General features: G+C 74.7%; 13 protein-coding genes and 1 riboswitch. Of the genes, 4 read left to right on the top strand and 9 right to left on the bottom strand.

What is annotated here, in order from left to right; genetic code table 11:
- Positions 1–506 precede the first annotated feature (506 nt).
- The 7 genes from M8C11_RS26145 to M8C11_RS26115 form a co-directional block, all read right to left on the bottom strand.
- The gene (locus M8C11_RS26145; RefSeq protein WP_120571087.1) at positions 507–1,268 is read right to left on the bottom strand and encodes a hypothetical protein; all 762 of its coding nucleotides are present in this window, start codon (positions 1,266–1,268) and stop codon (positions 507–509) included.
- A 16-nt stretch (positions 1,269–1,284) separates the two neighbouring features.
- Positions 1,285–2,136, bottom strand: a complete 852-nt coding sequence (locus tag M8C11_RS26140; RefSeq protein ID WP_013284702.1) for a PspA/IM30 family protein — start codon at positions 2,134–2,136, stop codon at positions 1,285–1,287.
- Between the two features lie 127 nt (positions 2,137–2,263).
- Complete coding sequence (locus M8C11_RS26135; RefSeq protein ID WP_121684125.1) at positions 2,264–2,704, bottom strand: helix-turn-helix domain-containing protein; 441 nt, start codon at positions 2,702–2,704, stop codon at positions 2,264–2,266.
- A 208-nt stretch (positions 2,705–2,912) separates the two neighbouring features.
- On the bottom strand, positions 2,913–3,470 hold the full coding sequence (locus M8C11_RS26130) for a CinA family protein (protein WP_252453971.1): 558 nt from the start codon (positions 3,468–3,470) through the stop codon (positions 2,913–2,915).
- 59 nt (positions 3,471–3,529) lie between these two features.
- A complete protein-coding gene (gene pgsA / locus M8C11_RS26125; RefSeq protein ID WP_199733123.1) occupies positions 3,530–4,111 on the bottom strand; it encodes a CDP-diacylglycerol--glycerol-3-phosphate 3-phosphatidyltransferase in 582 nt (193 codons plus the stop codon).
- A gap of 47 nt (positions 4,112–4,158) precedes the next feature.
- On the bottom strand, positions 4,159–5,661 hold the full coding sequence (gene rimO / locus M8C11_RS26120) for a 30S ribosomal protein S12 methylthiotransferase RimO (protein ID WP_252453967.1): 1,503 nt from the start codon (positions 5,659–5,661) through the stop codon (positions 4,159–4,161).
- 49 nt (positions 5,662–5,710) lie between these two features.
- On the bottom strand, positions 5,711–6,634 hold the full coding sequence (locus M8C11_RS26115) for an ornithine cyclodeaminase family protein (RefSeq protein WP_252453966.1): 924 nt from the start codon (positions 6,632–6,634) through the stop codon (positions 5,711–5,713).
- A gap of 96 nt (positions 6,635–6,730) precedes the next feature.
- A riboswitch (guanidine-III (ykkC-III) riboswitch) is annotated at positions 6,731–6,796 on the top strand.
- A 59-nt stretch (positions 6,797–6,855) separates the two neighbouring features.
- On the opposite strand from M8C11_RS26115, the gene M8C11_RS26110 reads away from it, so the two are divergent.
- Both M8C11_RS26110 and M8C11_RS26105 read left to right on the top strand, forming a co-directional pair.
- Positions 6,856–7,170 carry a multidrug efflux SMR transporter gene (locus M8C11_RS26110; protein ID WP_120571093.1) on the top strand — a complete coding sequence of 105 codons (315 nt, stop codon included), beginning with the start codon at positions 6,856–6,858 and terminating at the stop codon, positions 7,168–7,170.
- 86 nt (positions 7,171–7,256) lie between these two features.
- Positions 7,257–7,499: a hypothetical protein gene (locus M8C11_RS26105; protein ID WP_120571094.1), complete on the top strand. Its 243-nt coding sequence runs from the start codon at positions 7,257–7,259 to the stop codon at positions 7,497–7,499.
- Positions 7,500–7,563: 64 nt separating this feature from the next.
- On the opposite strand, the gene M8C11_RS26100 is transcribed toward M8C11_RS26105, so the two are convergent.
- Positions 7,564–10,020 (bottom strand): DNA translocase FtsK, encoded by a 2,457-nt coding sequence (locus M8C11_RS26100; RefSeq protein WP_252453965.1) that lies wholly within the window; start codon positions 10,018–10,020, stop codon positions 7,564–7,566.
- 113 nt (positions 10,021–10,133) lie between these two features.
- On the opposite strand from M8C11_RS26100, the gene M8C11_RS26095 reads away from it, so the two are divergent.
- Together M8C11_RS26095 and M8C11_RS26090 are read left to right on the top strand one after the other, a co-directional pair.
- Complete coding sequence (locus M8C11_RS26095) at positions 10,134–10,613, top strand: YbjN domain-containing protein (protein WP_252453964.1); 480 nt, start codon at positions 10,134–10,136, stop codon at positions 10,611–10,613.
- On the top strand, positions 10,610–12,256 hold the full coding sequence (locus M8C11_RS26090) for a YbjN domain-containing protein (RefSeq protein ID WP_252453963.1): 1,647 nt from the start codon (positions 10,610–10,612) through the stop codon (positions 12,254–12,256). Before M8C11_RS26095 ends, M8C11_RS26090 begins: the two co-directional genes overlap by 4 nt.
- 82 nt (positions 12,257–12,338) lie before the next feature.
- Here the strand turns inward: M8C11_RS26090 and M8C11_RS26085 are convergent, their stop codons facing one another.
- On the bottom strand, positions 12,339–13,889 hold the full coding sequence (locus tag M8C11_RS26085) for a S1 family peptidase (protein ID WP_252453962.1): 1,551 nt from the start codon (positions 13,887–13,889) through the stop codon (positions 12,339–12,341).
- Positions 13,890–14,052: the final 163 nt, after the last annotated feature.

The following is a 14,052-nucleotide window of genomic DNA, read 5'->3' as shown; positions in this document are numbered from 1 at the left end:
CCCCCACCCTCTCGGCGTTGATCATGAAGTTAGCGGCAGTTTTAGAGATCAACATCCCCGCTAACCTCATGATCACCCAGCCGAGGCACCCGCTCCTCGGGCGCTCGGCCCCGCCCTCGCCCCGGTGATCAAGGAGTTTGTGTCCTGTAACGAGTCCGATCCGGACACAAACTCCTTGATCACCGCTGAGAGCGGACAGCGCAGAGAGCGGAGAGGCCGGCGCGGGAGCGGGGCCACGCGAGCGCGAGAGGGCAGGGCCGGCGGACGGAGCGCCGCCGCGCCCGGCAGGAACCCGGTGATCATGAGGTTGGCGGCAGGAATGGAGATCAAAGTTGCCGTCAACCTCATGATCGTGCAGGTCGGGCGGGCCGGTCCAGGTCGCACAGGTGATCAAGGGGTTTGTGTCCGGATCCGGGCGGTGGGAGGACACAAACCCCTTGATCAACGGGGAGAGCAGGGAGCAGAGCCGGGAGCAGGGGCGGGGGGACAGGAAGCAGTGAGGGCTGTCAGGGGGCGCGCAGCGGGGTGCGGAGTTCGGCCAGGGCGGAGGCTACGCCGTGCAGCAGGTCGGTGGCCTCGGTCAGGCGCGCGGCGGCCGGGTGTTCGGTGTTCGGGCGCGCGTCCTCGGCCACGTAACCGGCGGCGGCCACCACCAGCCGCTCGTACGCGGCCACCCCGTCCTCCAACTGGGTCACCAGCGTGGCGTGCACCTCGTTCAGCGGGCTCTGCGGGGTCAGCTTCGCCGCGCGTTCCACGCCCGCCACCCGGGTCGCCAGCTCGCGCAGGGACCGGTCGGCCTCGGCCGCCTCCCGGACCGCCGGCTCGGCCAGCCCGGTGAGCCGACCGGCCAGCCCGGCCAGGGTGAGCGCGGCCCGGTCCAGCCGGGCCCACGGTTCGGCCGCGGCGGTGCCGCGCAGTGCGAGGCGGGAACGGACCCGGCGTACCTCGGCCACGACGCCCGGGCCGACGGGCAGCCGCTCGACGGCGGCGACCAGCCGGGCGCGGGAGCGGGCGGCGGCCTCGGCCGGGTCCAGCGCGGGCGGTGGCGGCACGGCGGCGAGCGCGCGGTGGTCGACCCAGCGCCAGGCGGCCACCGCGATCGCGCTGCCCGCGGCGCCGGCCCAGGCCGCGTCCGCCAGGCCCAGTCCGGCGTATGGGGTCAGCACTGCGGCGGCGCCGCCGAGCCCTCCGGCCAGCACGCTCCACCGCCGCGCCGAGTTGCGCAGCCTGCGCAGCCTCCGGAAGTGCCGGGCCCGTTCGTCCGCCATAGTGTCCGCCCCTCCGTCAGCCGGTCGTGGTCTCCCCGGTGCCGCGTTCCCGGCTCATGCTGGCCCGGATCTCGTCGAGCCGGGCGGCGGCGGCCGGGTCGGCCGGCTGCCCCACGGCGGGGGTCTCGGACCGGCTGCCGAGCTGTTCGCCGGCCATGCTCGACCGGATCTGTTCCAGTCTCGCCGATCCGGCCGAGTCGAGCGTGGCCTTCTGGATCTCCAGCATCCGGCCCTCGACCGAGTTGCCGGCCAGTTCGGCCCGGCCCATGGCGGTGGCGTAGCGGCGTTCGATCCGGTCGCGTACCTCGTCCAGCGAGGGGGTGTTGGCGGGCGCGGTGAGCGACGACATCGACTCCAGCGAGCGGGCCACGCTCTCCTGCATCTTGGCCTGCTCCAGCTGGCTGAGCAGCTTGGTGCGCTCGGCCAGCTTCTGCTGGAGGATCATCGAGTTGTTCTCGACCGCCTTGCGGGCCTGTGCGGCCGCGCCGAGCGCCTGGTCGTGCAGTGTCTTGAGGTCTTCCAGCGCCTGCTCGGCGGAGACAAGCTGGGTCGCCAGCATCTGAGCCGTCTGCTCGTAGCGCCCGGCCTCGGCCTCGTCGCCCCGGCCCCGGGCCTGGTCGGCCACGGCGAGCGCCTGCCGCGCGTTGCCCTGGAGCTGCTCGACCTCGGTCATCTGCCGGGACAGCTTCATCTCCAGCTGGCGCTGGTTGCCGATCACCGCCGCCGCCTGCTGGACCAGCGCCTGGTGCTGGCGCTGCGCCTCCTCGACGGCCTGCTGGATCTGCACCTTCGGATCGGCGTGCTCGTCGATCTTCGCGCCGAAGAGCGCCATCAGGTATTTCCAACCCTTGACGAACGGGTTCGCCATCTCCGCCTCGTCCCCTCAGTAGCGTCGCGCCTACATCGTCCCAGCCGGACGCCACTCCGGCACCCGTACGCTCCTGATCAACAGTACGACGCGAACGCCAGCACTGCCCACGACGCCGTGGCCGGGGTCAGGCGGCGCAGACCACATCCCGCTCGGCGGGGCGTACGCGGGTGCTGCGCAGCGTGGCCTTGAGCGGCGAGTCCTGCCGGACCTGGACGGCGACCCCGCCGTCGGAGGTGACCTGGCGGACACCCCTGTTCGTGGCCTTGCGGACGGCGGCCGGGGCCACCGGGGCCGGCTCGTCGGCCACCGGCACCAGCACGCCGGGCATCTGCTCGGCCAGGGCGACCGTGTCGCTCACCTCGCGCAGCAGCTCGGACAGGCGGGCGCCGAGCGCGTCGCAGATCGCGGCCAGCAACTCGCTGGAGGGTTCCTTCTGGCCGCGTTCGATCTCGGAGAGGTAGCCGAGGCTGACGTTGGCCGCGGAGGAGACCTCGCGGAGGGTGCGGTGCTGCCCCTGCCTGCGTGCGCGCAGCGCGTCACCGATCACCCGGCGTAGCAGGACCATCGCACCTCCCCCTGAACGGGACCACCATCCCCGGCCGTTCGCGTCGCGCCGGACGCGGCGGACCGCTCCGGCGCCGACGGCGACCGCCGGAGCCTTCCCGCAACCGTACCCGTTGGTCGCCACGACGACATCCCACCCCGCCTCCCCAATCCGGGCGGATCGGCCGGTCCGGCGGTCCCGCCGCCGGGCGTGCCGGCGTGACGCCGGCTCACCGGTGGCCGGCCCCGGCCGGATCGGGCGCGCCGGCGTCCTGGGGGAGCTGGATGCGGTCGGCGAGCAGGCGCAGCGCCTCGATCACCGCGGCCGAACGGATGTGGTCGCGGCCGCCGTCGAGGTCGAGCCGGCGCACCTGCGTGCCGTCCGGCCCGGCGACCGCCACGTAGACCAGGCCGACCGGCTTGTCGTCCTGCGGTTCCGGCCCGGCCACACCGGTGGTGGCCAGGCCCCAGTCGGCACCGCACCGCTGCCGTCCGCCCTCGGCCAGCGCGGCCGCCACGTCCGGGTCGACCGGGCCGCGGTCGGCCAGCAGGTCCTCCGGTACGCCGGCGAGCGTCGCCTTGAGTTCGGTGGCGTAGACCACCATGCCGCCCCGGTAGATCGAGCTGACCCCGGCGATCTCCACGATCGCGGCGGCGAGCAGGCCGCCGGTCAGCGACTCGACGGTGGCCAGCGTCTCGCCGCACTCGTGCAGCCGGTGCACCACGGCGGCCGCCGGGCTGCCGGCGGGCCGGTGGTCTCTCGCGTCGGTGTCCATGCCCGCCCCCATTTCCCGCACCACGCCGGCTTACTCGTCCGCCGCCCGGATCGACGGACCCGCCGACCGGCTCAACGGGCCGGGCGGCGCAGCCGCAACGCCTGGGCGATGTAGTCGAACCCGGTGACCACGGTGACCACCACGGCCGCTCCCATGATCCACGGCCCGATCGCGGCGAGCGCCTCCGGCATCGGCCAGAGGTACCAGGTGATGGCCAGGATCTGCAGCGCGGTCTTGACCTTGCCGCCCCGGCTGGCGGCGATCACCCCGTGCCGGATCACCCAGAAGCGCAGCCCGGTGATGCCCAGCTCGCGGGCCAGGATCACCACCGTCACCCACCAGGGCAGCCGGTCGTAGAAGGAGAGCAGCACCAGGGCGGCGCCGGTGAGCGCCTTGTCGGCGATCGGGTCGGCGACCTTGCCCAGCGAGGTGACCAGTTCGTACCGGCGGGCGATCCAGCCGTCGACCAGGTCGGTCGCGGAGGCCACCACGAAGATCACGCAGGCGGCCGTACGCCAGCCCGCATTGCTCATGCCGGAGGCGATCACGGTGGCCGCGAAGACCGGCACCAGCACCAGGCGCGCGCCGGTGAGCAGGTTCGCCGCGTTGAGCAGCGGTACGGGGGCAGCCGCCGTCGACTCCGCTCCCGTCATGTCCCGCATCGCCCCACGTGGCTTCCCCGCTCCGTCCGGGCCCGCCGTCACCGTACCGCGCCGGGCGCCGCCGAGATCATCTCATCCGGTACGGCGACCAGGTCGACACCCTCGGTCGCGGTCACAGTGGCCCGGACCAGGTCGCCGGGGCGCAGCGCGGCCAGATCCACGCCGCCGCCGACGGGCGCGACGAGCGTGGTCGAGCCGTCGACCTCGGGCGCCTGGTGGGCGGCCCGCCCCTCCACCACGCCGTCGGCGGTCGAGTCCACGAGCACCTCCACCGTCGCGCCGAGGCGTTCCTCGGCGCGCTGCGAGCAGAGTTCGTCGGCCAGCGCGCTGAGCTTGTCGTACCGCCGCTTGATCGTGGCGGCGGAGACCTTGCCGGTCAGGCCGGCGGCCTCGGTGCCGTCCTCGTCGCTGTAGTCGAACATGCCGATCGCGTCCAGCCGCGCCTCGGTGAGGAACCGGACCAGCTCGGCCACGTCCTGCTTCGTCTCGCCGGGGAAGCCGACGATGAAGTTGCTGCGCGCGCCCGCGTCCGGCGCCAGCTCTCGGGCGGAGGCGAGCAGCTCCAGGAACCGGTCGGTGGAGCCGAAGCGCCGCATCCGGCGCAGCACCGGCTCGCTGGAGTGCTGGAACGACAGGTCGAAGTACGCGGCCACGCCCGGCGTGGTGGCGATCACCTCGACCAGGCCGGGCCGGGTCTCGGCGGGCTGGAGGTAGCTGGCGCGGACCCGCACGATCCCGTCGATCGCGGCGAGCTGCGGCAGCAGCTTCTCCAGCGCGCGGGGGTCGCCCAGGTCCTTGCCGTACGAGGTGGAGTTCTCGCTGACCAGCACCAGCTCCCGTACGCCGGTCTTGGCCAGCCACTCGGCCTCGGCGAGCAGCTCGTCCGGGGTACGGGAGACGAACGCGCCGCGGAACGCCGGGATGGCGCAGAACGCGCACCGCCGGTCGCAGCCGCTGGCGAGCTTCAGCGAGGCCACCGGGCCGGTGTCGAGCCGGTGCCGCAGCACCTGCCGCAGGTGGGCCGGGGTGTGCGCGTCGGTCTCCGGTGCGACCCGGGCCGGGGTGCCGTGCCCGGGCAGCGACACCGCCGCGGCGCGGCGCTTCACCGGCGTCAGCGGCAGCAGTTCCCGCCGGTCGCGGGGGGTGTGCGCGCCGATCGCCTCGCCGGCCAGCACCGAGTCGAGCCGGGCGGCGATGTCCGGGTAGTCGTCGAAGCTCAGCACCGCCTGCGCCTCGGGGAGACTGTCGGCCAGCTCACGGCCGTACCGCTCGGCCATGCACCCGGCGGCGACGACCTTGGCGCCGGTGTCGGCGGCGGCCAGCAGCGTCTGGATCGAGTCCTGCTTGGCCTTCTCCACGAACCCGCAGGTGTTCACCACCACCACGTCGGCGCCCTCGCCGTCGGTGGTGACCTGCCATCCGTCGGCGTGCAGCCGGGCGGCCAGCTCCTCCGAGTCGACCTCGTTGCGGGCACAGCCGAGGGTCAGCAGGGCGACGCGGCGCCCGTCGGATCGCGGGGTGGAGGAGGAGGCAGACACCATCCGAGGGTACCGGGCCGGTCCCGGACCGCCGCGCACCCGTCCGGCCGGTTCAGCGGGCGGGAACGGCCACCCGGGCCAGCCGGTCGAGGAGGAACACCTCCGTGCCGGCCAGGCCGGTGGAGCAGAAGACCGAGATCTGGTCCGCGGTGGTCCGGCCGGGAACCGCGCCGGCCAGCACCGCGCCCAGGTCACGCAGCCGCCCGGCGTACGGCTCGACGGCGGCGAGCATCGGCGGCGCGTACGCGGCGGCCTGCCCGGGTGAGTCGGTGACCAGCAGGTCGGCGGCGTCGAGCAGGTCGGTGCCGAACTCGTGCCGGTCGGTCTGCTTGAAGCCGACCGTGTTGACGTGGGTGCCGGGGGCCAGGTCGGCGGCGTCGAGCACCGGGGCGGTGCTGGTGGTGGCGAGCACCACGACGTCCCGGTCGCGTACCGCGGCGGCGGCCGAACCGACGGCGCGGGCCGGCACGTCCAGTTCGGCGCGGACCCGCGCGGCGAACGCCTCCCGCCGGGCCGCCGAGCGGCTGTACACGGTCACCTCGCGCAGCGGCCGGACCGCCGCCGCGGCCCAGACCTGGGTCCAGGCCTGCCGGCCGGACCCCACCACGCCGACCGTGGCGGCGTCCGCGCGGGCCAGGGCGTCGACCGCCACGCCACCGAGTCCTCCGGTACGCCGGGAGCCCAGCTCCTCGCCGACGGCGATGGCGCGTACCGCGCCGGTGGTCGCGTCGTGCAGCACGACGAGCTGACCGCTCTCCGGGTGGCCGAACGTGTCGTACGAGCGGAAGCCGTACCACTGCCCGGTGAGGTGTCCGGCGGTGAGCACCATCCGGCCCCCGTCCAGCGGCGCGGACGCCCGGGGCGGGGCGATGAGCCGCCCGGCGTACGCGGCCAGCAGCGCGTCCCGCATGGCCGCGACGGTGAGCGGGGCGTCCACGGCGGCCGCGACGTCGTCGTCGGAGAAGAGCAGGGTCATGGCATCCATCCTGCAACTTGAAGTTGACGTCAACTCCACCCATGGTGGCCTTTCTCACCACGCCGCCGGTCCGGCCCGCCCGGTGCTACCGTCGGCCACGACGGCCCGTGGGCCGTCCCGGACGAGTGGTGGGCGTACCCGGTCAGGCCAAGACGCCCCGCGTGACCCGACCGTCGCCCGGCCCGCTCCCGCGCCGGGCCCGTCCGTCAGAGGTGATACCCATGGCCTGGATCGTGCTGGTGATCTCCGGACTGCTGGAGACCGCGTGGGCGATCGCGCTGGACCGCAGCGCCGGCTTCACCCGTCCCCTCCCCTCCGCCGTCTTCGCCGTCACGCTGGTGGCGAGCATGGCAGGTCTGGCGTACGCGCTGCGCGACATCCCGGTCGGCACCGGCTACGCGGTGTGGGTGGGCATCGGCGCGCTCGGTACCGCGCTGGTCGGCATGCTCGCGCTCGGCGAACCGGTCAACCTGCCACGGGTGGCCTGCCTGCTGCTGGTGGTGGCCGGCGTGATCGGGCTGAAGCTGTTCAGCTGATCGGTGCGTCATCCGGTTTGGACGGTGCGGCGCCCGGGGTACCGGATCCTCCGTAGCCACAGCGAGACCACTCACGGAGGAACCCCATGGCCGACATCCACGCCAGCGCCCGTCCGCGCAGCAACGCCGCCCGCATCTGCACCATCGTCGCGTTCGTCTTCGCGGCCCTCGCGCTCTTCGTGTCCCCGCTCATCTTCGGCATTCTCGGGATCGTCCTCGGCATCGTCGGCGCCGTCCTCGGTGACAAGCCGCTGGGCTGGTACGCCGCCGCCGCGAGCGCGGTCGCCGCGGTGCTCGGCACCGTGCTCTTCGCCGCGCTGATCAACTGATCCGGAACCGCCGACGGCGGCTCCCACCTGATGGTGGGGGCCGCCGTCGTCCGTTGCGGGGCCGTCAGTCCTCGCCGCCGCGCAGGTCGGCCAGGACCTCCTCCAGCTCGTCCGGCTTGACCAGCACGTCGCGGGCCTTGGAGCCCTCGGACGGGCCGACCACGCCCCGGGTCTCCATCAGGTCCATCAGCCGGCCCGCCTTGGCGAAACCGACCCGCAGCTTGCGCTGGAGCATCGAGGTCGACCCGAACTGCGAGGTGACCACCAGCTCGACCGCCTGCACGAGCAGGTCCAGGTCGTCGCCGATGTCCTCGTCGATCTTCTTCTTGCTGTCCTGCGCCGGGGCGAGCACGTCCGGGCGGAACTCCGGCTCGCGCTGGTCCTTGCAGAACTTGACCACGTCGGAGATCTCGCGCTCGGTGACCCAGGCGCCCTGGATGCGCTGCGGCTTCGACGCGCCCATCGGCAGGAACAGGCCGTCGCCGCGGCCGAGCAGCTTCTCCGCGCCGGGCTGGTCCAGGATGACCCGGGAGTCGGCGAGCGAGGAGGTGGCGAACGCGAGCCGGGAGGGCACGTTCGCCTTGATCAGGCCGGTGACCACGTCGACCGAGGGCCGCTGGGTGGCGAGGACCAGGTGGATGCCGGCGGCGCGGGCGAGCTGGGTGATCCGGACGATGGAGTCCTCCACGTCACGCGGCGCGACCATCATCAGGTCGGCCAGCTCGTCCACGATCACCAGCAGGTACGGGTAGGGCCGCATCTCCCGCTCGCTGCCCGGCGGCGCCTTGATCTCGCCGTTGCGCACCTTGCGGTTGAAGTCGTCGATGTGCCGGACCCCGTTGGCGGCGAGGTCGTCGTAGCGCATGTCCATCTCGCGGACGACCCACTCCAGCGAGTCGGCCGCCTTCTTCGGGTTGGTCACGATCGGCGTGACCAGGTGCGGGATGCCCTCGTAGCCGGTCATCTCGACCCGCTTCGGGTCGATCAGCAGCAGCCGCACCTCGTCCGGCGTGGCCCGGGTCAGGATGGAGACCAGCAGTGAGTTGAGGCAGGACGACTTGCCGGCGCCGGTCGCTCCCGCGATGAGAATGTGCGGCATCTTCGCGAGGTTGGCCACCACGTAGCCGCCCTCGATGTCCTTGCCGAGCGCCACCACCATCGGGTGGTGGTCGCTGGTCGCCTCGCGGGAGCGCAGCACGTCGCCGAGCGACACGTTCTCCGGGTCGGTGTTCGGGATCTCCACACCGACCGCGCTCTTGCCCGGGATCGGGCTGAGGATGCGGACGTCCGGCGACTTCACCGCGTACGCGATGTTGCGGGACAGCTGGGTGATCCGCTCGACCTTGACGCCCGGGCCCAGCTCCACCTCGTACCGGGTGACCGTCGGGCCGCGGGTGAACCCGGTGACGGCGGCGTCCACGTCGAACTGCTCGAAGACGCCTGTGAGCGCCGCGATCACCTCGTCGTTGGCCTTGCTGCGGCTCTTCGGCTTGGCGCCGCTGCCGAGGAGGTTCGCCGGCGGCAGCGTGTAGTCGCCGGCCAGCCCGGTGAGCGCCAGTTGCTCGGCGCGGGTGGGCAGCGGCGAGTGCTCCGGCGGCTCGACCGGCTTGCGGTTCGCCGGCACCTTCGGCGGCTTGCGCGGCAGCACCAGCGTCTCCTGGAGGTCGACGCCGGCCAGCTCGTCGTCCGGGTCCAGCGGCTCCAGCGGCGGTGGCATCCGCTTCGCCGGGCGCCTGCGGGCCGGTTTCACCGGCGCCTCGTCCTCGGCGAGCTCGTCGTCGACGTCCGGCCCGGCCGGGTCGGCGCGCAGGCCGAGCCGCTCCGGGATCTTGTTGATCGGCGTCGCGGTGACCACGAGCAGGCCGAACACCAGCAGCAGGAGCAGCAGCGGCATGGCCACCCAGGCGGTCACCGCCGACTTCAGCAGGTCGCCCACGCCCGCGCCGATCAGGCCGCCGGCGAAGTCACGCTGGACCTCGTCGACCGGGTTCTGCCCGATGTGCAGCATCGCGGCGGTGGCCAGCATCATCGAGCCCCAGCCGACCAGACCGCGACCGCGGTGCTCGGGGTCGGCCGGGCTCCGCATCAGCCGCCAGGCGCCGACCATGAACAGCACCGGAAGGATTATCGAGATGGCGCCGATGAACAGGCGTACGGTGTCGGCCAGGTGCCGGCCCACCGGCCCGGCGCCGCCGCCCCAGATGCCCACCGCGCTGAGGATGGCCAGGCCGAACAGGAGCAGCCCGCCGCCGTCGCGGCGGTGCTCCGGATCCAGTTCCCGGGTGGACGCGGCCTGCCGCCCGGCCGCCCGGAACGCCCAGCCCACCGAGTGGGCCAGCCCCATCCAGAGGGCGCCCACGGCCCGGCCGACGAACGCGGCCGGGCTCGGCCCGGGGGCCGGGCGCCGCCGCGCCGGTTTCCGCGCCGCCGCCTTCTTCGCCGGTTGCCGGGCGCGGTTGTTCGTGGTGCCACGCGGCGACGCGCCGCGCCGCCGGCTCGCCTGAGAGGTACGGCCCGCCATAGAGTCACGGTAACGGCGGCACCCGGTGGATCGCCGCTTTTCCGGGTCGTGTCCGCGCGTCGCAGCACGCGTCGGACCGTCGTTTGTGTTATTCGCCTCAGAAGGGATGCCCGATGGCGTCGCCGGAGATCGAGGACGGTCCGGACGGTCCGCTGGCCGGACACCCGCAGGAACTGCGCCCGCTGACCGGCGAGCTGATCGCCGCCGTGCTCGGCCACCGGGGGTACGCGGTGGTCGAGGAACCCGACGGCGCGCTGGTGGGCCGCTGGGAGCGCAACCTGATCTGGTTCCACCGCCGGGGCGCGGCCGGTGAGCTGCTCCAGGTACGCACAGTCGTCGCGCACCACTTCGGCATCGAGCGCGTGCCCGAGCTGCACGCCTTCTGCAACGCGTGGAACCACGACCGGCTCTGGCCGAAGGCGTACGTGCACGTCGCCGACGACGGGTCGGCACAGGTGTGCGGCGAGGTCACCACCGACCTGGAGCGCGGGGTGACCCCGCACCAGCTCGACCGGCTCGTCGACTGTGGCGTCACCACCGGGTGCCAGCTCGCCGCCGCCGTCGACGAGCTGGCCGGCGGGACGCTGTCGTGACCACGGCACGCGACCGGGGGCTGGCCGCCGCGCTCGCCGACGCCCGGGACCGGCCCGACGGCGCGGAGCGCTGCGCCGAGCTGGAGCGGATCGCGTCCCGGGCGGACGCCACCGGCGACCCGCGTACCGCCCTGTCGGCGCGGTTCGCGCTGGTCGAGGCGTACCTGCACCGGGGCGAGCGGTGGCGCGCGGTGGAACCGGTCCGGCGGATGCGGGCCACGCTGGCCCGGCACCCCGGGCTGCTGGACGCCCGCCCCGACGAGCTGACCCGGTTGCGCCGGCACCAGCGGCAGGCGGTGGAGGCGTCGTTCGGCACGCCCCGGGTGGGCCTGGACCAGGCGCGGTCCCTGTTGGACGCGCTCGCCGCGGAGCTGGGCGAGGACGCGGCGCCGGTGGCGGAGCTGCGCTGCCGGCTCGCCGACCACCTCGGCGACGAGCCGGCCGCCCGGCGCGCGTACGAGCGCTGGTCGGAGGCGGACGCGAACGACCCGGTCGGCGGGTGTGCGGGGTGCGCCCCGGCGCGACGGGCCGACCTGCTGGCCGGCTGGGGCGAGCCGGACGCGGCACTGGCAGCGCTCGCGCCCGCGCTGACCGGCTGGGTCGAGCCGCAGGCGCCACCGACCCGGCGGGGCGAACGGCAGGCGGCAGCGGCCGGAGCGACGGCCTGCACCGACCAGCCGGAACGGGCGCTCGCGGTGGGGCTGCTGCCGTGGCTGCGTACCGGCGCGGTGACGCGGGCGGCCCGGGCGCACGTGCACGCGTACCGCCGGCACCGCGGCGAGCGGACCGCGTTCCCGCTGCTCGCCGCGCACCTGCGCTTCTGCGCGCTGGGCGGATACCTGCACCGTGGGCTGGAGATCCTGACCGAGCAACTGCCCGAGCTGGACCGCCCGGCCGACGATCTGTCCGCGATGGAGTTCGCCGCGGCGGGCGCGCTGCTGTGCGGCCTGGCCACCGAGGCCGGGCTGGGCGGGCGGCGCATCCACCGCCCCGGGCACGGCTCCCGGCCCGCTGCCGAGGTGGACGTGGCGACGCTGGGTACGCAGTTGCAGGCGCTGGCGACAGCGCTCGCCGGCAGCTTCGACGCCCGCAACGGCACCGGGCACCAGTCCGGCCGGATCGCCTCCTGGCTGGCCGAGCGGCCGCTCGCCGCGCCGGTGTCGCTGGCTGCCGAGACCGAGTTCGACGAGGAGCCGGAAGCCGATCCGGCCGAACCCCTGCCGCCCGGGCCGGAGGAACCGGCACCGCTGGACGCGGCGCTGCTCGCCGCCGCGCTCGACGCCCGGGGCGAGCCGTACACGCCTGAGCCGGACGGCACGCTCGCCGGGCGGTGGGGCGAGGCCACGATCCAGTTCCGCCTGCTCGGCCGGCACGGCGACGTGCTGCACGCCCGGGTGGTGGCGCAGCGGCGGCTGCCGGCCGATCGGCGCGCCGAGGCGTACGCGTTCTGCAACGCCTGGAACCACGACCGGCTGCTGCCCGCCGCGTACGTGCACGAGCCCGGCGACGGAACGCTGGTGCTGGCCGCGGGCGTCTCCACCGACCTGTCCTGCGGGGTGGCCCCGGCGCAGCTCGCGGTGCTCGTGGCCGCCGCGGTCCGCACCGGCACCGCGTACGCCGAAGCGGTCGCCGCGCTGCCCTGAGCCGCCCCCGCCCGGCTGGCACGCGGCGCGGCCCCCGACCACCGGGCGGTGGTGGTCGAGGGCCGCGGTCTGGGTGCGGCGGTCAGCGGGCGGAGAACGCCAGCGTGTACTCGCCGGAGCCGGACAACCCGACGACGCGGTACCGGTAGGCGCCGGCCGGGGTCTCGGCGGTCAGCCGGGCCGCGCCGTCGGCGGTGGCCGCGCGGGCCACGGTGCGGAACGCGCCGCCGGTGAAGCGTTGCAGCTCCAGCACGACGCGGGCGTCGTCCGGCGCGGACAGGCACGCCTCCTGGGTGCCGTCGGGCACCCGGAAGAAGCGCCCGTCCGGCTGGACCTGGGTCCGTCCGGCGGCGATCCGGCCGGTCCGGCTCACCTGGCCGGAGCAGTCGGTGTCGCCCGCGGGCGGGGTCGGCTCGGCGGTCGCGGGCGGGGTGGTCTCGCCGCCCCCGGCCGGAGGCTGCGTGGGCGCCGGCTGGTCGCCGGCGGTCACCAGCGTCAGGTTGTTGCGCTGGAGGATCTCGTTGACCGGCTGGAAGAACGTGGTACCGCCCCGGGTGCAGTCGCCGGAGCCGCCGGACGTGACGCCCTGCGCCTGGTCACCGGAGAGCCACGCGCCGCCGGAGTCGCCCGGCTCGGCGCAGACGTTCGTCCGGGTCAGCCCGGTGACAGTGCCCTCCGGGTAGTTGACAGTGGCGTTCTTCGCCTGGATCAGCCCGCACCGGGTGCCGGTGGTGGAGCCGGACCGGCAGATCGACGCGCCGACCGGCGCCTCGGTGGAGCCGTTCACCGCCACCGTGCCGCCGTCGGCGAAGTCGGTCACCACGCCCTGCGGCGTCCAGTCGGCGTTGACCCGCACGAACGCCCAGTCGTCACCGGGGAACGAGGAGGCGGCGAACGTGCCCTGGGCGACCCGGTTGGATCCGGTGGTGCGGTCCCCCGGCCGGCCGCAGTGCCCGGCGGTGACGAACCCGCCCACCACCGAGAAGCCGACCGAGCAGCGGCCCGCGTTGTTGATCAGGTAGGCGTCGCCGCCCCGCACGTCGAACAGCGGGCGGGGGGCCTCGTCGGCGGTCCGCACCCGGACCATGGCGGCCTTCGACCCGGCGGCTGCGGCGAACCGGCGGCCGTCGGCCTCCGCGCCCGGCCGGGCGATCACGACCACCGCGTTGTCGGCCACGTCGACGTACCACCCGGCGACGTCCGGGCTGGCGTCCGCGCCCGCCGCGTCCAGCCGGCTCTTCACCGCGTCCAGCTCGCCGACGCCCCGGGCGACCCGCTTCGGGACCGCGCCCGCGGCCCGCACCCGCGCCTCGCCGGCCGGGTCGGCCACCGCCACGGTGAGCGTGGCGCCGTCCTCGCTGAGCCAGCTCCCGCCGTAGCCGGCGCCGAGTTCGCCGCGCAGCCGGGTGACGGTGCCGGCCGCCCACCGCTCGGTCCGCAGCCGCTTCACCGCCTGGTCGCGGGTCAGCGCGAGGTCGCGGCCCATCGCGTCCAGGACCTCCGGGGCGACGCCGTCGGCCGCCGGTGCGGCCCGCCGGGGTTCCTCACCGGCGAACGACGGTACGGTCACCGCCGCCGTCAACCCGGCCGCCGCCACCAGTACGCCGATGGCTGTCATCCGTCTGCGGTCCATCCGCCACGCTCCTCCCGACCGGCGCAGGGGCACGCCGGCCGTCGGGAGGTACGGAGACGGACGCCGATCGGATGAGTACGGTCACCACGTTTCGACGCGCCGTGTCGGGGCGTACCCGGAAAGCGACGGCGCCGGCCCACCGCGGACGGTGGACCGGCGCGCG

The organism is Micromonospora sp. CPM1, assembly GCF_023896895.1.
Lineage (GTDB): Bacteria > Actinomycetota > Actinomycetes > Mycobacteriales > Micromonosporaceae > Micromonospora > Micromonospora tulbaghiae.
This window is presented reverse-complemented; position numbering and strand designations above follow the sequence as displayed.